14 protein-coding genes are annotated in these 18,731 nt (G+C 73.5%); 6 read left to right on the top strand and 8 right to left on the bottom strand.

Features of this window, described 5'->3' with window-relative positions; genetic code table 11:
• Window positions 1-678, bottom strand: a complete 678-nt coding sequence (locus MID12_RS03650; RefSeq protein ID WP_411576901.1) for a DUF305 domain-containing protein — start codon at window positions 676-678, stop codon at window positions 1-3.
• Window positions 679-870: 192 nt separating this feature from the next.
• Between MID12_RS03650 and MID12_RS03645 the strand changes: the two genes are divergently transcribed.
• Window positions 871-2,385 carry an LVIVD repeat-containing protein gene (locus MID12_RS03645; protein WP_040246672.1) on the top strand — a complete coding sequence of 505 codons (1,515 nt, stop codon included), beginning with the start codon at window positions 871-873 and terminating at the stop codon, window positions 2,383-2,385.
• A 105-nt stretch (window positions 2,386-2,490) separates the two neighbouring features.
• On the opposite strand, the gene MID12_RS03640 is transcribed toward MID12_RS03645, so the two are convergent.
• Together MID12_RS03640 and MID12_RS03635 are read right to left on the bottom strand one after the other, a co-directional pair.
• Entirely contained in the window at window positions 2,491-3,816 is a 1,326-nt protein-coding gene (locus MID12_RS03640) for a beta-ketoacyl-[acyl-carrier-protein] synthase family protein (protein WP_411576900.1), read from the bottom strand.
• Between the two features lie 300 nt (window positions 3,817-4,116).
• On the bottom strand, window positions 4,117-4,710 hold the full coding sequence (locus tag MID12_RS03635; RefSeq protein ID WP_040246670.1) for a TetR/AcrR family transcriptional regulator: 594 nt from the start codon (window positions 4,708-4,710) through the stop codon (window positions 4,117-4,119).
• A gap of 112 nt (window positions 4,711-4,822) precedes the next feature.
• On the opposite strand from MID12_RS03635, the gene MID12_RS03630 reads away from it, so the two are divergent.
• From MID12_RS03630 to MID12_RS03620, 3 genes are read left to right on the top strand one after another with little or no spacing between them, the layout of a single operon-like run.
• Entirely contained in the window at window positions 4,823-5,995 is a 1,173-nt protein-coding gene (locus tag MID12_RS03630) for an alkane 1-monooxygenase (RefSeq protein WP_040246668.1), read from the top strand.
• The gene (locus MID12_RS03625) at window positions 5,992-6,159 is read left to right on the top strand and encodes a rubredoxin (protein WP_263164838.1); all 168 of its coding nucleotides are present in this window, start codon (window positions 5,992-5,994) and stop codon (window positions 6,157-6,159) included. Before MID12_RS03630 ends, MID12_RS03625 begins: the two co-directional genes overlap by 4 nt.
• A gap of 7 nt (window positions 6,160-6,166) precedes the next feature.
• A complete protein-coding gene (locus tag MID12_RS03620; protein ID WP_040246665.1) occupies window positions 6,167-6,340 on the top strand; it encodes a rubredoxin in 174 nt (57 codons plus the stop codon).
• Window positions 6,341-6,499: 159 nt separating this feature from the next.
• Here the strand turns inward: MID12_RS03620 and MID12_RS03610 are convergent, their stop codons facing one another.
• From MID12_RS03610 to MID12_RS03595, 4 genes are all read right to left on the bottom strand, one after another.
• Entirely contained in the window at window positions 6,500-7,180 is a 681-nt protein-coding gene (locus tag MID12_RS03610; protein ID WP_040246663.1) for a 4'-phosphopantetheinyl transferase, read from the bottom strand.
• Between the two features lie 56 nt (window positions 7,181-7,236).
• Entirely contained in the window at window positions 7,237-8,073 is an 837-nt protein-coding gene (locus tag MID12_RS03605; protein ID WP_040246660.1) for a metallophosphoesterase family protein, read from the bottom strand.
• Between the two features lie 63 nt (window positions 8,074-8,136).
• On the bottom strand, window positions 8,137-8,892 hold the full coding sequence (locus MID12_RS03600; RefSeq protein WP_040246658.1) for a thioesterase II family protein: 756 nt from the start codon (window positions 8,890-8,892) through the stop codon (window positions 8,137-8,139).
• Window positions 8,893-8,983: 91 nt separating this feature from the next.
• A complete protein-coding gene (locus MID12_RS03595; protein ID WP_263164834.1) occupies window positions 8,984-9,766 on the bottom strand; it encodes an aminotransferase class IV in 783 nt (260 codons plus the stop codon).
• Between the two features lie 299 nt (window positions 9,767-10,065).
• Here MID12_RS03595 and zapE point away from each other — a divergent pair, with 299 nt between their 5' ends.
• Together zapE and MID12_RS03585 are read left to right on the top strand one after the other, a co-directional pair.
• Window positions 10,066-11,130 (top strand): cell division protein ZapE, encoded by a 1,065-nt coding sequence (gene zapE / locus MID12_RS03590; RefSeq protein WP_263164832.1) that lies wholly within the window; start codon window positions 10,066-10,068, stop codon window positions 11,128-11,130.
• Between the two features lie 88 nt (window positions 11,131-11,218).
• Entirely contained in the window at window positions 11,219-16,885 is a 5,667-nt protein-coding gene (locus MID12_RS03585) for an SDR family NAD(P)-dependent oxidoreductase (RefSeq protein WP_411577041.1), read from the top strand.
• A gap of 96 nt (window positions 16,886-16,981) precedes the next feature.
• Here MID12_RS03585 and MID12_RS03580 read toward each other — a convergent pair whose 3' ends face one another.
• Window positions 16,982-18,208: a cytochrome P450 family protein gene (locus tag MID12_RS03580; RefSeq protein WP_205616927.1), complete on the bottom strand. Its 1,227-nt coding sequence runs from the start codon at window positions 18,206-18,208 to the stop codon at window positions 16,982-16,984.
• Window positions 18,209-18,731 lie beyond the last annotated feature (523 nt).

Here is an 18,731-nt window from a genome sequence, read left to right as displayed (position 1 = left end):
TCAGGACATGTCCCGCATCCGGTTGATCTCGGAGGTCTGCTGGGCGACCACATCGGTGGCCATCTCCTCGATCTGGATGTTGTTGCCCTCGGACTGCACCTCGGTGGCCATGGTGAGCGCGCCGCCGTGATGCGTGATCATCAGCTTCAGGAAGAGGGCGTCGAACTTCTCGCCCCGGGCGGCGCGCAACTTCTTCAGCTGGGCCTCGCTCGCCATGCCCGGCATGTCGTGGTGGTGCGCGTGCGCGTCCTCGCGCGGCCCGCCGTGCCGGGTCAACCAGCCCTTCATGGCCTCGATTTCGGGGCCCTGGGCGGTGGAGATCCGGGCGGCGAGGCGGCGTACCTTCGCCTGCCCGGCCTGCTTCGGGGCGAGCCGGGTCATCTCCAGTGCCTGCGCGTGGTGCGTGATCATCATCTGCGCGTACCGGAAGTCGGCCGAATTGGGCCGGTCGTCGGATTTGCGCTCCGCCGCCTCCTTCGGGTCCAGCGTCTCGGCCGCCTCACCCGGCTTGCCCGGCGCGATCACCGAGGGGCTCCCCGAACCGCCGCGGGCCTTGCCCTCGGTGTCCGACTCGCATCCGGCGAGGGCGAGGGCGGCGGCGAGCACCGCGGCCGCCGCGGCCGCCCGCGTCAGTCTCCGATGCGGCCGGGGCGAGCGGGCCTGGGAGCGGTGGGACACGGCAACCTCCTGTGCTGCGGGGGGAGTTGGAGCGTACTGCGAGTCTGTCCAGATCTGGGCGGTTCCGGGGAGGGGGAGCGTGACAAGTCCTCGTGTCGAGGACGTTGCCACCTGTTGATTTCAGCGTGCACATGACGATACTGCGGGTGTCCTCCAAGCATTCCACCCCGAATGGAGACAGAGGAGACCGCAGTGAACCTCTTGCACACCCCCCGCACCCGGCGCAGACGGCTGGCGACCGTCGCCGCCGCGGCCGGACTCCTGGCGGGGCTGCTCACCGCAGCGCCCGCCGTGGCGACCCCCGATCCCGGAGACAGCTCCAAGAGCCCCTCCGCGGTCTCGGAGAGCGACGCGGCGAAGACCAGGTCGGCCATCAAGAAGGGCGACATACCCGGCCCGGGCGTCGTCGACCACTCCGACAACATCCAGCACCTCGCGAACATCCCCAAGGAGGCGCTGCCGGGCACCAATTCGGACCTGGCCTTCCAGGGCAAGTACGCCTTCGCGGGCAACTACGACGGCTTCCGCGTCTTCGACATCAGCAACCCGAAGCGCCCGCGGACCGTGGCCCAGGTGCTGTGTCCCGGCTCGCAGAACGACATCTCCGTCTCGGGCGATCTGCTGTTCCTGTCCACGGACTCCTCGCGCAGCGACAACTCCTGCGCCAGCGCCACCCAGCCGGCGACCGAGAAGTCCTCCTGGGAGGGCATGAAGGTCTTCGACATCAGCGACAAGGCGAACCCGAAGTACGTCGCCGCGGTGGAGACGGCGTGCGGTTCGCACACCCACACCCTGGTGCCGGAGCGCAGGAACGTCTACGTCTACGTCTCCTCGTACGGGCCGAGCGACACCTTCCCCGACTGCAAGCCGCCGCACGACGGCATCTCGGTGATCAAGGTCCCGCGCAAGGCTCCGCAGAAGGCCGCCGTGATCGACTTCCCGGTGCTCTTCCCCGGTGAGGGTCCCGACGGCGGCGGCAACCCCGGTGACCCGACCAACCCGGGCGTCTCCAAGACCACGGGCTGCCACGACATCACCGTGCTGCCGTCCAAGGACCTCGCGGCCGGGGCCTGCATGGGCGACGGCATCCTCTTCTCGATCAGGAACCCGGAGCGCCCCCGGGTCATCGACCGGGTCCAGGACAACGTCAACTTCGCCTTCTGGCACTCGGCGACCTTCAACCAGCGTGCCGACAAGGTGGTGTTCACCGACGAGCTCGGCGGCGGCGGCGCGGCCACCTGCAACGACGAGGTGGGCCCCGACCGCGGCGCGGACGGCATCTACGACGTCACCGGCCGCGGCGACAAGCGCAAGCTCTCCTTCCGCAGCTACTACAAGATCCCCCGGGCCCAGGCGGACACCGAGAACTGCGTGGCGCACAACGGCTCGCTGATCCCGGTCAAGGGCAAGGACCTGATGGTCCAGGCCTGGTACCAGGGCGGCGTCTCGGTGTGGGACTTCACCAACTCCTCCCGCCCGAAGGAGATCGCCTACTTCGAGCGCGGCCCGCTCTCCACGGACACCCTGTCCGTCGGCGGCTCCTGGTCCGCGTACTACTACAACGGCTACATCTACTCCAACGACATGTCGATGGGCTTCGACGTGCTGAAGCTCGACGACCGCCGTACGGATCCGGCCAAGGGCGTGCGCCTGGACGAGCTGAACGTCCAGACCCAGCCCGACTACTTCGACCGGCACCGCCACTGAGTCTCCGCTCTCCGCGCGTGGGGCCGTCCCGGGGGACCGGGGCGGCCCCACGCCCGCGTCCGGGAGCCTCGCGGACGCGGGCGGGCTCGCGGAGCCCGGCCCCGCTCAGCCGGTGCGCCGCAGCGCCAGTACCGCGTTGTGCCCGCCGAAGCCGAAGGAGTTGCTGAGGGCGATGTCGGCCGCCTCGGGAAGGGCGCGCGCCGCGCCGGTCACCACGTCCAGGCCGAGGCCCTCCTCCGGCTCCTCGCAGCCGAGCGTGGGCGGGATGACCCCGTGGTGCAGGGTGAGCGCGGTGACGATCGCCTCCACGCCGCCCGCCGCGCCCTGCATATGGCCGACGTGGCCCTTGTTGGCGGTGATCGGCACCGCGCCGTAGGCGGTCTGCCCGTCCAGGACCTCGCACAGGGCGAGCGCCTCCGCGCGGTCCCCCTCGACGGTGGCGGTGGCGTGCGCGTTCACATGGGCGACCGCCGAGGCGTCGGTCCCGGCGTCGTGCAGGGCCCGGCGCAGGGCGAGGGCGACCCCGGCGCCGGTGGCGTCCGGGGCCGCGATGTGGTGGGCGTCCGCGGACAGGCCCCAGCCCGCGGCCTCGCAGTAGATCCGCGCCCCGCGGGCCCTGGCGTGCTCCTCCGACTCCAGGACGACTACGCCCGCGCCCTCCCCGCAGACGAAGCCGTCCCGGTTGCGGTCGAAGGGGCGGGAGGCCGCGGCGGGGTCGTCGTTGCGCGTGGACAGCGCCCGCATCGCGGCGAAGGAGGCCATCACCACCGGGGTGATGACGGCCTCGGCGCCGCCCGCGACGACCACGTCGAGGTGCCCGTGCCGGATCCGGTCGACGGCCTGGCCGATGGCCTCGGTCCCGGAGGCGCAGGCGCTGGTGACGGTGCGGGCCTCGCCGGTGATGTGCAGGTCCAGGGAGATCTGCGAGGCGGCCTGCGAGGGCACGGTCATCGGGTTGGTGAGCGGCGAGACCCCGCGCGGGCCCTTCTCGCGCAGTTTGCGGTCGCTGGCCACCATCACCGGGGTGCCGCCGATGATGGTCCCCATCGAGACCCCGACGCGGTGCGCGAGCAGCCCGCTGGCCAGGGTGCCCTCGGGGTCGAGACCGGCGTCCCGCCAGGCCTCCCGGGCGGCGAGCACCGCGAACTGCGCGGCCCGGTTCATCCGCCGCGCCCGCGAGCGGGGCAGCAGCGGGGCTGGGTCGGGCGCGGTGGCGGCGATCCGCACCGGCTGGTCCGCGAACTCCTCGTCGATCAGGGTGTGCACCCCGCAGTGGTCCTCCAGCATGCCCTGCCAGAGCTCGGTCACGGAGGGCCCGAGCGGGGTGACCGCCCCCAGGCCGGTGATCACGACCCGGTGCCTTCGCCCCGGCGCGGGCCCGCCCTGTACGCGGCCCAGCTCCTCGGCGGCGGTGTCTCCGGCTCGGGTCATGGCTGCACCTCTCTCGCCTCGATGACCGGTGCCGCCGGGGCGGGCTGCCCGCCGCCGGTACGCACCTCGTGGTGGGCGCCCCGACGTGCTCGCCGTAGGGAGTCGGCGGAGGCAGCCGGTACCCGGCATCCCGGGCGGAGCCCAGGGGGTCCGCCCGAGATGTCATCGCTTGTCGATGTTACTGCCGCCTGGGTGGTTCGAGCCTGTCCGGGCCGGGGCAGGAGAGCGGGCATGCGCACGGAGGGGAGCGGGGCGGGCGCGGAGGGTGGTGGATCGCCGGTCGCCGGGAGGCCCGGGCGGTCAGTCGACCGGGAAGCCGGCGACCCGGGTGGTGATGCGGGCGATCCGCCGGGCCGACTCCTCGGGGGAGTTGCCGGGCTGCACGATATGGCTGACGGTCAGCCGCACGATGGTCTCCACCGCGAGGCTGCGCCACTCGGGCTCGACCTCGGACCAGTGCTCCTCGGCGTAGGCCTCCAGCATGGCGATGGCGGTGTTGAAGACCGGCTCCGGCCGGGTGGTCAGATAGGCGAGCAGGTCCTCGTCGCCGGTGCGGGCGTAGGTGAGGATGGCCTTGATCAGGCCGTTGTCGGCGGCCTCGCGCAGCGTGAAGCCGACACCGGCCGCGGCGGCGGACTCCAAGTCGCTTCCGTGCGGCCGCAGTTCGCGCTCGATGCCGACCAGGAAGCGCTCCGCCTCGCGCTCCACCAGGGCCCGTCCGACGGCGTCCTTGGAGCCGAACTCGTTGTAGAGCGTCTGCCTGCTGATCCCGGCCTTCCTGGCGATCGCGGCAAGCCGGAGGCCCGCCCAGCCCTGGGCGGTCACGAGTTCGTAGGCGGCGTCCAGCACCCGTTCTCGCAGGAGGGATCGGACGTTCTCCCGAAAGGTAGTCATCGTGTTCCCACCCTATCGATTCAATGCTTATCAAAAGTATTGACGCTTAGTGGGGTGGTGCCTACGTTCTGGACACCTAACCAGAGAAGTGTCCAGTGAAAGTGAGACGGTCATGTCAACGACCGGCGGTTCGGGCACCGCGACCGACGTCACCTGGCGCGATCCCAAGCGCTACCTCTGGCTCATCGGCCTGGTCGTCCCCCTGTTCCCCTTCATCGCCTGGGGACTCGTCGAGGCCACCGGGGTCGGCCTCCTGTGGTGGACCGGGATCCTCCTGCTCTATGTGATCTTCCCGGTCGTGGACATCCTCTTCGGCAAGGACAGCGCCAACCCGCCCGAGAGCGCCACGGCCTGGCTGGAGCAGGACCGCTACTACCGCTGGTGCATCTACCTCTACCTGCCGGTGCAGTACGCGGGCCTGGTCTTCGGCTGCTGGCTGCTCACCCACGGCGACCTCTCCTTCCAGGGCAGGCTCGGCCTGGCCATCACCCTCGGCGGCGTCGCGGGCATCGGCATCAACACCGCCCACGAACTCGGCCACAAGAAGGAGTCCGTGGAGCGCTGGCTGTCCAAGGTCGCCCTCGCCCAGACCTGCTACGGGCACTTCTTCATCGAGCACAACCGCGGCCACCACGTCCGCGTCGCCACCCCGGAGGACCCGGCCAGCGCCCGCCTCGGCGAGAGCTTCTGGGCCTTCTGGCCGCGCACCGTCTCCGGCAGCCTGCGCTCGGCCTGGCACCTGGAGAAGAAGCGCATGGAACGCCTCGGCAAGAGCCCCTGGTCGCCGCGGAACGACGTCCTCAACGCCTGGGTGATGTCCGCGGTCCTCTTCGGCGCCCTGGTCCTCGCCTTCGGCCCCGGACTGCTGCCCTGGCTCGCCCTCCAGGCGGTCTTCGGCTTCAGCCTCCTGGAGGTCATCAACTACACCGAGCACTACGGGCTGCTGCGCCGGCACACCGAGAGCGGACGCTACGAGCGCTGCGCGCCCCGGCACAGCTGGAACAGCGACAACGTCGCCAGCAACGTCTTCCTCTACCACCTCCAGCGGCACAGCGACCACCACGCCAACCCGACCCGCCGCTACCAGGCCCTGCGCCACTTCGAGGAGGCACCCGAACTCCCCACCGGCTACGCGGGGATGATCGTGCTCGCCTACTTCCCGCCGCTGTGGCGCCGTGTCATGGACCACCGCGTACTGGCCCACTACGGCGGCGACATCAACCGCGCCAACCTCCACCCCGGCAAGCGCGAGGCGCTGCTCACCCGCTACGGATCCGCCGTATGAGCCGCTGGACCTGCCCCGTCTGCGACTACGTGTACGAGGAGAGCAAGGGCGCGCCCCGCGAGGGCGTCCCCGCGGGCACCCCCTGGAGCGCCGTCCCCGACGACTGGTGCTGCCCCGACTGCGGAGTGCGCGAGAAGATCGACTTCGAACCCGACAACGGCTGAGGAAACCATGAAGAAGTGGCAGTGCCTGGTGTGCGGATTCATCTACGACGAGGCCGAGGGCTGGCCCGAGGAGGACATCGCCCCCGGCACCCGCTGGGAGGACATCCCGGACGACTGGTCCTGCCCCGACTGCGGCGCCGCCAAGGCCGACTTCGAGATGGCCGAGATCACGCATGCCTGAGCCGTACGTCGTCGTCGGCACCGGGATCGCCGGTGCCACGGCCGCGCTCACCCTGCGCGCGGAGGGCTGGAGAGGCCCCCTGGTCCTGATCGGCCAGGAACCCGAACCCCCGTACCGGCGGCCCCGTACCGGGGCGGAGGCGGCCCCCGCCCCGGGCCGTCAGCTCTCGCTCGCCGCCGCCTCCAGGGCGATCGCGGTGACCACGAATCCGCGGCGCGCCAGCCACTTGCCCTCGAAGACGTCGAGGCGTTCGCCCGCCACCAGCGGGCCCGGCACCTGGAGCCGGGCGCGGAAGGTGCCCGCCTCCGGGTCGATGTCCAACTCGGCCTCCTCGAAGTCGAGTTCGAGACCGGTCAGCGGGTACCAGGTCTTGAACACCGACTCCTTCGCGCTGAACAGCAGCCGGTCCCAGGAGACCGCCGGGTGGCTACGGGCCAGTTCGGCGAGCCGCGCGGTCTCCGCGGGACGCGCGACCACCTCCAGGACGCCCTCGGGCAGCGGCAGGTTCGGCTCCGCGTCGATGCCCAGCGAGGTGAGGTCGGTGGCCCGGGCCACCGCCGCGGCACGGAAGCCCGCGCAGTGCGTCATCGTGCCGACCACGCCCTGCGGCCAGACCGTCGCCCCGCGCTTGCCCGGCACCAAGGGCACCGGCGGCAGGCCGAGTTCACCGAGCGCCCGGCGCGCGCACAGGCGCACCGTGGTGAACTCCTCGCGCCGCTTGGCCACCGCCTTGGCGATCGCGGCGGCCTCGGCGGGGAAGAGCCCGCCCTCGGCGGTCTCGGCCAGGTCGCCGAAGGACGAGGCGCAGGCCACCTGGGCGGGCAGTATCTCCTCGATCACTTCTCATTCTCCTCGCTCACGTCCGCCGCCTCGCGGGCGGCGGGGGAGTCTCTGCTTCAGGCCGGGGGCTGGGGGAGGATCTGCCGCAGCGGCTCGCGCGGCGGGCGCGGGCGCCACTCGCGCGGGTAGCCGATGGACACCTCCTCGAAGCGCACCCCGTCGTACCAGGTCACCCGGGGGATGTGCAGATGACCGTAGACCATCGCGGCGGCCCGGAAGCGCACATGCCAGTCGGCGGTCAGCTCGGTCCCGCACCACTGCGCGAACTGCGGGTAGCGCAGGACCAGGGTGGGGTCGCGCACCAGCGGATAGTGGTTGATCAGCACCGTCCGGTGCGCCGGGTCGATCGCGGACAGGCGCTGCTCGGTGAGCGCGATCCGCGCCCGGCACCAGTCGTCCCGGGTGGGGAAGGGGTCCGGGTGCAGCAGGTACTCGTCGGCGCAGACGATGCCGGAGTCGTGCGCGACCTTCAGCGACTCCTCCTTGGTACGGGTGCCGGGCGCCCGGAAGGAGTAGTCGTACAGGGTGAACAGCGGGGCCACCGTGACCGGTTGCTCCTCGCCCTGCCACACCGGGTACGGGTCCTCCGGGGTGAGCACACCGGCGCCGCGGCACATCTCCACCAGGGCCTCGTAGCGGGCCACCCCGCGCAGGGTGACCGGGTCCTGGGGGTGGGTCCACAGCTCGTGGTTGCCCGGCGACCAGATCACCTTGGCGAAGCGGTCCGCGAGCAGCTTGAGCGCCCACTCGATGTCGGCGAACTTCTCGCCGACATCGCCCGCGACGATCAGCCAGTCCTCGTCCGAGCCCGGACGCATCTCCTCGGTGAGCTTGCGGTTCTCCTCATGGGCGATGTGCTGATCGCTGACCGCGAGCAGTTTTCCTGTGGTCACTGACGCTCCTTTCGCCGGGACGGACCGAGTGGCTGGCCCGGGACTGTCGTGATGCCGCGGGCTTCAGGCGGGGGTGAGCCGGTCCGCGAGGCTCTTCAGGATCGCGGGCTGGTGGTCCACCAGGTAGAAGTGGCCGCCCCGGTACACATCGAGGGTGAAGGGCCCCTCGGTGTGCTCGGCCCAGGCGCGCGCCTCCTCCTCGGTCACCATCGGGTCCTGGTCGCCGATCATCGCGTAGACGGCGCTCTTCAGCTTCGGGCCCGGCTGGTAGCGGTAGGTCTCCGCCGCCTTGTAGTCGCCGCGCACCGCGGGCAGCGTCATGCGCAGCAGCTCCTCGTTGCCGAGGACCTGGTCGTTGGTGCCGCTGAGGCTGCGCAGCTCGGCGATCAGCTCCTCGTCGGTGCCGAGGTGCACGGTGCAGTTCTCGCGGTGCCGGGAGGGCGCGGGCCGGGCGGAGGGGAACAGCGCCTCGGCCACCAGTCCCTCGGCCTCCAGGCGGCGGGCCAGCTCGAAGGAGAGGGTGGCGCCCATGCTGTGCCCGAACAGGGCGAAGGGGCCGTCGAGTTGGGAGCGGAGCACCGGGAGCAGCTGGTCGGCGAGCTCCTCCACGGACTCGATCAGCTTCTCCGCGTGGCGGTCCTGGCGGCCCGGGTACTGCACGGCGAGCACCTCGATGCCGGGGGCGAGCGCCTTGGCCATCGGGAAGAAGAAGGTGCCGCTGCCGCCGGCGTGCGGCAGCACCACCAGCTTGGGCGCGCCGGGGCCGGCCGGGTGGTAGCGGCGTATCCACAGGTCGTCGGTGTTCCTGGTGCCGGTCATGGGGGAGTGCTGTCCTTCCGTGCCGCGCCCGCGCGGGCGCTTCGTCGGGTGAGAGGCGGCTGCTGCCGGTTCGGTGGAGACGGTCAGGGGTTCAGCGGAGCGCCTCGGGGGCGATCCGGTCGTACGCGGCGGTGATGCGCGCCAGTACCGGGTGGTCCGCGGGGAAGGCCACCTCGCCGACCGCGGCCAGCGGGCGCACGCCCACCGCCGCGTTGGTGGCGAACGCGGCCTGCAGGCCCGGCAGCTGATCGAGCGTCAGCGGGCGGCTGGCCTGGGGCAGTTCGGTGGCGGCCAGCAACTCCCGGGTGACACCGGGAAGTTGCTCGGCCGCCGGCCAGAGCAGCCGCTCGCCGTCCCAGAATCCGGTGTTCCAGGTGGCGCCCTCGGAGATCTCACCGCCGGGCGAGACGAACAAGGCGTCGTCCCAGCCGTCGAGTTGGGCCCGGCGGCGCAGGTACAGGCTCTCGAAGAGCCCGGTGTGCTTCACGACCGCGCACTGGCGGACGTACGTCACCGGGGTGACCCGCAGCGGCTCCGGCGGCAGCGGCGGCGCCTCGCGGGTGGTCACCAGGATCCGGGGGCGGGCCTCGGCCGCAGGATGGGCGAGGCCGAGCGCGGGGTCGAAGACGGTGACCCGGGCGACGAGCGCGCCGGTGCGCCCGGCCAGGGCACCCCGCAGCCGCTCCCGTACCGCCTCCGGGTCCAGGGCGGTGCCGAACACGGCGCGGCAGTCCCGCGCGAGCCGGGCCAGGTGCAGCGACAGTCCCCGTACCGCGCCGTCCTGGACCCGCATCGTCGTGAAGTGTCCGTAACCGGTCAGCGCCAGCGCCTGCAGCGCCTCGGTGCTCACCGGCCCCCCGTCGAGCTCTCCCATGCGGCACAGTGTTCCACCTGGTGGGCGTGGTCGGCGTACGGGGACGGTGATGATTGTCACGCGCCGGGTCCCCGGCGGGCGGCCCCCGCCGCGAGGGCGCGGAAGGCGGCCAACCGCCCGGATCCCGGACGTAGGGGGACGTCTCGGCCCGGTGCCCCGGCGGCCTCCCGCCCGGGGCCCGCGGCGGGAGCCCACACAGGGGCATTGGCACAGGCCTCGGGCATCTGGCACGATCGCGACGGCCGTCGATGGCGCCCGCAGGGCTTCGATGTCGACCGTGGAACGGGGAACCACCGCTGATGGAGATGATCGAACTCGCCGCACGCCGGGCGGGGTTCGCCCTCGACGGTTCCCAGCTCGCGGCGGCCCGGCGGCTCACGGCGCTCGGCGAGGCCCTCACCCGCAGGCGCCGCCTCCTCGGCCGCGCCGGCCCGGTCCGTGGCCTCTACCTCTGGGGCCCGGTCGGCCGCGGCAAGAGCTGGCTGGCGGACACCTTCTACGAGTCCCTGGAGCTGCGGCACAAGCACCGGGTGCACTTCCACGAGTTCTTCCGGGAGTTCCATACCGCCTACGCCCGCCACCGCGGCGACCGGGCCGCCTCGGACCTCGCGGTGGCCGAACTCCTCGGCGACTGCCGCTTCCTGTACTTCGACGAGTTCCACGTGCACGACCCGGGCGACGCGATGATGATCGGCCGCGTGCTGCGCTCCCTGGTCGACCGGAGGACCACCCTGCTCGCCACCTCCAACTACCGGCCCGCCGAGCTGCTGCCCGACCCCGTCCACCACCCCCTGTTCGAACCGGCGATCGCGCTCCTGGAGGGCCACCTCGACGCGGTCGAGGTGGCGGGCCCGCGGGACCACCGCGCCGCCCGCCGCCCGGGCGCGGTGCGCACCGGGTTCGAGCGGGGCGGCTTTCTGCGGCCCGGCACCGAGGAGCAGTTCGCGGCCGCCGGACTGCGGGTCCCCGGGCCCGCCGAGCGGGAGAGCCTCACCGTCCGCGGACGCGGGATCGCGGCGCGCGCCGTCCGCGGTGACCTGGTCTGGTTCGACTTCCACGAGCTGTGCTCCACCCCCACCTCCACCCTCGACTACCTCGACCTCGCCGACCGCTTCGGCAGCTGGGTGCTCTCCGGGCTGCCCCGCCTGGGCCCGGGCCACCGGGACGCGGCCCAGCGCTTCGCCAACCTGGTGGACGTGCTCTGCGACCGGGGCGTACGCCTGCACCTGGCGGCCGAGGCGCCGCCTGCCGAGTGCCTGGGCGGCGGGGCCCTGCCCCTGGACCTCGACCGGACCGTGAGCCGCCTCGGGCTGCTCCCGGACCTCGCCGCGCCGGAGGGCTCCAAGACCCCGGCGGGCGCCTGACCTTCGGGGCGGACCGCCCCCGCCCCTCGCGGGCACCCGCGACAGTTTCGGAGAAAGAGGCGAGACCCCCATGGCGGCTGAAGAGAAGCTGCGCGACTACCTCAAGCGGGCGACCGCCGAGCTCCGCCATGTGCGGCAGCAGCTCCAGGACGCGCAGGACCAGGCGCACGAACCCGTCGCGATCATCGGCATGAGCTGCCGCTACCCGGGCGGGGTCACCTCCCCCGAGGAGCTGTGGCGGCTGGTCGCGGACGGCACCGACGCCATCGCGCCCTTCCCCGCCGACCGCGGCTGGGACACCGAGGGCCTCTACGACCCGGACCCGGAGCACCCCGGCACCTCCTATGTCCGCGAGGGCGGCTTCCTCGACGGCGTGACCGGCTTCGACGCCGCCTTCTTCGGCATCAACCGGCGCGAGGCCCTGGCGATGGACCCGCAGCAGCGCCTGCTCATGGAGACCTCCTGGGAGGCCGTGGAACGCGCCGGGATCGACGCGAGCACCCTGCGCGGCAGCCGCACCGGCGTCTTCGCCTCGGTGATGTACCACGACTACGCGGGACTCCTGGAGGGCCAGGAGGAGTTGGCCGGGTACGTCATCAACGGCAGCGCGGGCTCCATCGCCTCCGGCCGGATCGCCTACACCTTCGGCTTCGAGGGCCCGGCGCTCACCGTCGACACCGCCTGCTCCTCCTCGCTGGTCACCCTGCACCTGGCCGCCGAGGCGCTGCGCGGCGGCGAGTGCACCCTGGCGCTCGCGGGCGGGGCCACCGTGATGTCCACACCCGCCTCCTTCGTGGAGTTCAGCCGCCAGCGCTCGCTCGCCCCGGACGGCCGCTGCAAGGCCTTCTCCGCCGCGGCCGACGGCACCGGCTGGGGCGAGGGCGTCGGCATGCTCCTCCTGGAACGCCTCTCGGACGCCCGGCGCAACGGCCACCCGGTGCTCGCCGTGGTCCGCGGCTCGGCCGTCAACCAGGACGGCGCCAGCAACGGCCTCACCGCGCCCAACGGCCCCTCCCAGCAGCGGGTGATCCGGCAGGCCCTGGAGCGCGCCCGGCTGCGCCCGGAGGAGATCGACGCGGTGGAGGCGCACGGCACCGGTACCGCCCTCGGCGACCCCATCGAGGCGCAGTCCCTCCTCGCCACCTACGGGCAGGAGCGGGCCGCGGACCACCACCTCTGGCTGGGCTCGCTGAAGTCCAACATCGGGCACAGCCAGGCCGCGGCCGGGGTCGGCGGCGTGATCAAGATGGTCATGGCGATGCGGCACGGCGTCCTGCCCAGGTCCCTGCACAGCGAGGAGCCGACCACCCACGTCGACTGGGCCTCGGGGCCGGTGCGGCTGCTCTCCGAGGCCCGGCCCTGGCCCGAGACCGGCCGCCCCCGCCGGGCCGCCGTCTCCTCCTTCGGCATCAGCGGCACCAACGCCCACGCCCTCCTGGAGGAGCCGCCCGCGCCGGAACCCGCGCCCGACGCGCCGGGGACCTCGGACGCGCCGGGGACCCCGGAGGCTGCCGAGGCCCAAGTCGCCCCGGCCGAGGCCCTGTTCACCGAACCCGCGGCGACGGAACCCGCCCCGCTGCTCCCCTTCGTCCTCTCCGCGCGTTCCCCCGAGGCCCTGCGCGAACGCGCCCGCCTGCTCGCCGCGCAGCTGACCGCCGCGCCCGGTGAAAGCCTCGCCGCCCTCGCGGCCTCGCTGCTCGCCTCCCGCGCCCTCTTCGAGCACCGCGCGGTCGTCCTCGCCGGAGAACGCGCCCTCCTGCTCGCCGAACTCGACCGCCTCGCCGCCGGTGAACCCGGCGAGTCCACGGTGGCCGGGACCGCGCTCGCCGCCGCGCCCCGCCCGGTCTTCGTCTTCCCCGGCCAGGGCTCCCAGTGGACCGGCATGGCCCGCGAACTCCTCGACACCTCACCGGTGTTCGCCCGCCGCGTCACCGAGTGCGCCGAGGCGCTCGCCCCGTACACCGACTGGTCGCTCACCGAGGTCCTGCGGGGGACCGAGGGCGCCCCCTCGCTCGACCGGGTCGATGTCCTGCAACCCGCGCTCTTCGCGGTGATGCTCGGCCTCGCCGGACTCTGGCGCGCCGCCGGGGTCGAACCGGCCGCTGTGGTCGGCCACAGCCAGGGCGAGGTGGCCGCCGCGGTGGTCGCCGGGGCCCTCACCCTGCCGGAGGCCGCCCGCGTGGTCGCCCTGCGCAGCCAGGCCCTGCGCGACATCTCCGGCACCAGCGGCATGGCCTCGCTCGCCCTCTCCGCCGAGGAGGCCACCGCCCGCCTCGCGCCCTTCCCGGACCGGCTCTCGGTGGCCGCCGTCAACGGCCCCGGCTCCACCACCGTCTCCGGCGACGGCGAGGCCCTCGACGCACTCCTCACCGCCCTGGAGGCGGACGGCGTCTGGGCCCGCCGCATCCCCGGCGTGGACACCCCCGGCCACTCGGTCCACATCGAGGCGGTACGCGACCGTATGCGCACCGCCTTCGCCGACCTCACCCCGCGCCCCTCCCCGGTGCCCTTCTTCTCCACGGTGACCGGCTCCCTCCTCGACACCGAGCGGCTCGACGGCGCCTACTGGTACCGCAACATGCGCGAGACGGTGCTCTTCGAACCGGCGGTACGCGCCCTCGCCGAAGCCGGGTACGCGCACTTCCTGGAGATCAGCCCGCACCCGGTGCTGCACGTCTCGCTCGGCCAGACCCTGGACGCGGCCGGACAGCCGCACTTCCTCGGCGAGAGCCTGCGCCGCGAACAGGGCGGCCGGGGGCGGCTGCTGGCCTCCTGGGCAGGGGCCTGCGCACACGGCCTCGCCCCGCGCTGGGCCGCCGTACTGCCCCCCGGCACCGCGCCCACCACCGCCCTGCCCACCTACCCCTTCCAGCGGGAGCACTTCTGGCCGCGTCCGCGCCGGGCGGGCGGCGACGCGGCCTCGCTGGGCCTCGGCGCCGCCGGGCACCCGCTGCTCGGCGCGGCGGTGGAGCTGCCGGGCGCGGACGGCCACCTCTTCACCGGCCGCCTCGCCCGCGGCACCCACCCCTGGCTCGCCGAGCACGCGCTCGGCGAGAACGTCCTGCTGCCCGGCACCGCCTTCCTCGAACTCGCCCTGCACGCGGGCCGGTTGCTCGGCTGCCCGCAGGTGGGCGAACTCCTCCTGGAGGCCCCGCTGACGCTGCCCGCCCAGGGCGCCGTACAGCTCCAGCTCACCGTCGGCGCCCCCGAGGAGTCCGGCAGCCGCACCCTCCAGGTCCACGCCCGTACCGAGCTGCCCGGCGAGGAGTCCGCCCCCTGGACCCGGCACGCCACCGGCGTCCTCACCCCCGGCACCGCCACCACCCCGCTCCCGGGGGCCAGTTGGCCGCCGCCGGGTGCGCAGCCGCTCGAACTCGACCGCCACTACGAGGACTTCGCCGCGGCGGGCTTCGCCTACGGCCCCGCCTTCCGCGGTCTGCGCGCCGCCTGGCGGCACGGCGGGGAGATCCTCGCCGAGATCGCGCTGCCCGGTGAACTCGCCGCCGAGGCAGCCCGGTTCGGACTGCACCCCGCCCTCCTCGACGCCGCCCTGCACGCCATCCCGCTGGGCGCGCTCGGCGGCGACGGGGGCATCGGGGCGGGCCGCCTGCCCTTCGCCTGGCACGGGGTGCGGCTGCACGGCCCCGGCGCCTCCGCCCTGCGGGTGCGTCTCGCGCCCGCGGGCGAGGAGGCCGTCTCCCTGGAGGTCGCCGACCAGTCCGGGCTGCCGGTGGCCTCGGTGGAATCCCTCCTGCTGCGCCCGCTGCCCAAGGGCGCCCTCACCGCCACCCGCACCGACTCCCTGTTCCGCCTGACCTGGGAGAAGACCACGGTGCCCGGGGCCGCGCCGGTGCGCTGGGCGGTCCTCGGCCCCGGGGTGCCCGCCCCCGAGGGCAGCCAACGCTTCGGCGGCTACGAGGAGTTGGCCGCCTCCCTCGGCGAGGGCCTCGTACCGGACGCCGTCCTGGTGGCGGCGGAGCCCGGCGCCGAGCCGCGGCCGGAGCTGGCCCGGGTGCTCGCCCTGGCCCAGCGCTTCCTCGCCGAGGAGCGCCTGTCGGGCACCCGGCTCCTCTACGTCACCCGCGGGGCCGCGGCCCTGCCCGGGGACCCGGCCGCACCGGCGGAGCGGGGCGCGGCGCGGCTCGCACCGGCCGCCGCCCGGGGGCTGCTGCGCTCGGCCGCCTCGGAGAACCCGGGACGGTTCGTCCTGGTGGACCTCGCGGATCCGGCGGACCCCGCGGACGCCGAGCCCGGCGCGGCGGACCCCGGTTCGCAGCGGGCCGCCGAGGGCCCCGCCCTGGCGGCGGCACTCGCCACCGGGGAGCCCGAACTCGCCGTCCGCGAGGGCGAGGTGTACGCACCCCGGCTCGCGCGGGCGGCCGCGGCCGAGCCCCCGGCGCTCGACCCGGAGGGCACCGTCCTCGTCACCGGCGGCACCGGCACCCTCGGGAGCGCGGTGGCCCGGCACCTGGTCACCGGGCACGGGGTACGCAGGCTGCTCCTGGTCAGCCGTACCGGCGAGGCCCCCGAGCTGGCGGCCGAACTGACCGCCCTGGGCGCCGAGACCACCCTCGCCGCCTGCGACACCGCCGACCGCGAGGCCCTCGCCGCCCTCCTGGCCGGGATACCCGCCGCGCACCCGCTGACCGCGGTGGTGCACGCCGCCGGGGTCCTGGACGACGGGGTGATCCAGTCGCTGACCCCGCGCCACCTCGACGCGGTACTGCGCGCGAAGGTCGACGCCGCCCGCCATCTGCACGCCCTGACCCGCGACGCGGACCTGGCCGCCTTCGTCCTCTTCTCCTCCGCGGCCGCGCTCTTCGGCGCGCCGGGCCAGGGCAACTACGCCGCCGCCAACGCCGCGCTGGACGCCCTCGCCGCCGAGCGCAGGGCCGAGGGGCTGCCCGCCGTCTCGCTCGCCTGGGGGCCCTGGGCCGAGGCCAGCGGCATGACCGGGCACCTCGACGGCGCGGGGCTCGCCCGTATCGAACGGGACGGGGTGCGCGCCCTGTCCACCGAGGAGGGGCTCGCCCTCTTCGACGCCGCGCTCGGCCACGAGGAGGCCCTGCTCGCCGCGTTCCGGGTGGACACCGGCGAGCTGCGCCGCCTGCCCGCCGGGGTGCCGCCGCTCTTCCGGGGCCTGCTGCCCCCGGCGCCCGCCCGCGAGGAGGCCCCGGCACCGGCCGCCGTCCCGCTGGCCCGGCAGCTCGCCGGGGTCGCGGCGGGGGAGCGGCGCCGGATCCTCCTGGACCTGGTCCGCGGGCACGCCGCGCGGGTGCTCGGTCTCGCCGGGGCGCTCGCGGTGGAGGAGCACAAGGGCTTCTTCGACCTGGGCATGGACTCGCTGACCGTGGTGCAGCTGCGCAATCAGCTCGGCGCCGCCACCGGTCTCCCGCTGCCGACCACCCTGGTCTTCGACCACCCGACCCCGGCGGCGCTGGTCGCCTACCTGGAGACCCGGCTGACCGCGGAGCCCGCCCCGGCCCCGCTGCCGCTGACCGGCGAACTCGACGTCCTGGAAAGGGCCTTGAGGCCGCTCGCCGACCAGGGATCCGAGGAGGTACGGGCCCGGCTGCACGCCCGGCTGACCGCCCTCGCGGAACTGGTCGCCGTCCCGGGCGGCGCCTCCGGGGGCGGGAACGCCCCTGAGGGCGAGGGCGCCGGAGGCCGTGAGGAGGCGACGGCCGAGAAGCTCGGCTCGGCCTCCGCGGACGAGATCTTCGACTTCATCCAGAAGGAGTTCGGGAAGTCCTGAGCCGGGCCGTACGGCTCCTGAGCCAGGCCGTACGGCCGGGAAAGGGTCCGCGGGGGAGCCGTGGCCGGCTCCCCCGCGGACCCTTTCCCGCCCTGCTCAGCCCTTGTGCAGCCGCACCGGCAGCCGCTCCAGGCCCTGCATCATGAAGCTCTTGCGCCAGCGCAACTCGGCGTCGGGGACCGCGAGTTCGAGGTCCGGGAAGCGGGTGAGCAGATGCCGCAGCGCGATCTCCATCTCCAGGCGGGCGAGCGGGGCGCCCACGCAGTAGTGGATGCCGTGCCCGAAGCCGAGGTGCCCGGTGGTGGAGCGCTTGACGTCGAGCTGGTGCGGGCAGGCGAACTGGGCCCCGTCGCGGTTGGCGGAGCCGAGCAGCACCGAGACGTACTCGCCGGTGCCGATGGTCACCCCGCCGAGTTCGAAGGGCTCGGTCGCGAAGCGCAGGGTGGCGCGGTTGCCCGGGCCCTCGTAGCGCAGGAACTCCTCGTTGGCGCCCGGGATCAGGCTCGGGTCGGCGCGCAGTTCGGCGAGCTGCCCGGGGTGGTTGAGCAGGGCGCGCAGGCCGTGGCCGATCATGTTGACCGTGGTCTCGTAGCCCGCGACGACCAGCAGGAAGACCGTGGAGATCAGCTCGATGTCGCTGAGCTTCGCGTCCTCGTCCCGGGCCTGGATGAGCGCGCTGACCAGGTCCTCACCGGGATCGGCGCGCTTGAGCCGGATCATCTCGCCGAGGTGCTGCCCGAACCGGGCCATATTGGCCCCGGCGTTCTCGTTGTCGTTGGACATGATCGCCGCGGTCAGCGAGACCAGTACCGGGAAGTGCTCCTCGGTGATGCCGAGCAGCCGCCCGAGCACCTCGACCGGGAACTTCGCCGTGTACTCCTCGACCAGGTCGACGCTGCCGTCGGCGGACTCGGCGGCCCGCAGCTCCACGGCGTCCAGGAGGGCCGTGCTGATCTCCTCGATCACCGGCTCCAGCCTCTTCACGCTGCGTGCGGTCAGGGCCCGGTTGACGAGCTTGCGCAGCCGGGTGTGGTCCGGCGGGTCCATGTTCAGCATGTGCTGCCCGACCGAGCTGTGCTCCAGGCGGGGCGTACCGCCCTCGGACATCTCCCGGTCGAAATAGCCGAGTTGGACGGAGGCATCGATGTCCTTGGACAGCGAGGGATGAGCGAGCGCCTTGCGGGACTCCTCATAACTGACCACCGCCCACACTTTCAGGCCACTCGGCAGCAGCATGCGGTGCACGGGGCCCCCGGCCTGCAGTCTGTCGTAAGCAGGGTAGGGATTGGTCAAGAACTCCTCGTCCATGAGGGGCAGGCTCACCAGGAACTCCTTGCTGGGTGCGGCGAAGAGGCGACAGGGAACCCGGTGAGCGCGGGAGAACCCGGGGGAACCCGAGTGCCGCGCGGATTGCGGGAATTGGCCGGTCCCACGGGAGTTCCCCGTGGACTGCCCAGTGCGGACCGGTCCGGTCCGGTGCTGGCCCCGTCCTTCTCCGCGTGAGCGTACAGCGGGCCCGTCCGGCTGTCAGCGCCGCACCCGGGAGGCTGCGGAGAGTGACGGCGGGGAACCCTGTGTACCCTCCATGTGTCCTCCGCCCGGCTTCCGGTCGGGTGGCGACCGTGCCGCCCGTCCGGTTTGACGTCCCGTCAGCTCCCAGGTGGGGGCAGGGCAAACGTCCCATCTATGTGACGAGCGCAACACTCATTGATCTGCGCCTCCCCTTCCCTTAGTGTCGGCCCGAAACGGCTCACCGGCTCTCGGACCGCGACACGGGAGAACTGCTCAAAAGGCACGCTCTTGTGCTGCACTGACACGCCGTCAACAGCCATATAACAGGGGCTAC

Origin of the sequence: Streptomyces sp. SCSIO ZS0520, assembly GCF_025643355.1 — a bacterium.
Taxonomy (GTDB): Bacteria; Actinomycetota; Actinomycetes; order Streptomycetales; family Streptomycetaceae; genus Streptomyces; species Streptomyces physcomitrii.
Note: the sequence above shows the minus strand (reverse complement) of the source record. Positions and strands in the feature narration are given on the sequence as shown.

Bases quoted from the DNA above. Each gene is read 5' to 3' on its own strand.
- MID12_RS03640 (WP_411576900.1), bottom strand. From the start codon at position 3,816: ATGACCCGAGCCGGAGACACCGCCGCCGAGGAGCTGGGCCGCGTACAG.
- MID12_RS03635 (WP_040246670.1), bottom strand. From the start codon at position 4,710: ATGACTACCTTTCGGGAGAACGTCCGATCCCTCCTGCGAGAACGGGTG.
- MID12_RS03630 (WP_040246668.1), top strand. From the start codon at position 4,823: ATGTCAACGACCGGCGGTTCGGGCACCGCGACCGACGTCACCTGGCGC.
- MID12_RS03625 (WP_263164838.1), top strand. From the start codon at position 5,992: ATGAGCCGCTGGACCTGCCCCGTCTGCGACTACGTGTACGAGGAGAGC.
- MID12_RS03620 (WP_040246665.1), top strand. From the start codon at position 6,167: ATGAAGAAGTGGCAGTGCCTGGTGTGCGGATTCATCTACGACGAGGCC.
- MID12_RS03600 (WP_040246658.1), bottom strand. From the start codon at position 8,892: ATGACCGGCACCAGGAACACCGACGACCTGTGGATACGCCGCTACCAC.
- MID12_RS03595 (WP_263164834.1), bottom strand. From the start codon at position 9,766: ATGGGAGAGCTCGACGGGGGGCCGGTGAGCACCGAGGCGCTGCAGGCG.
- zapE (WP_263164832.1), top strand. From the start codon at position 10,066: ATGGAGATGATCGAACTCGCCGCACGCCGGGCGGGGTTCGCCCTCGAC.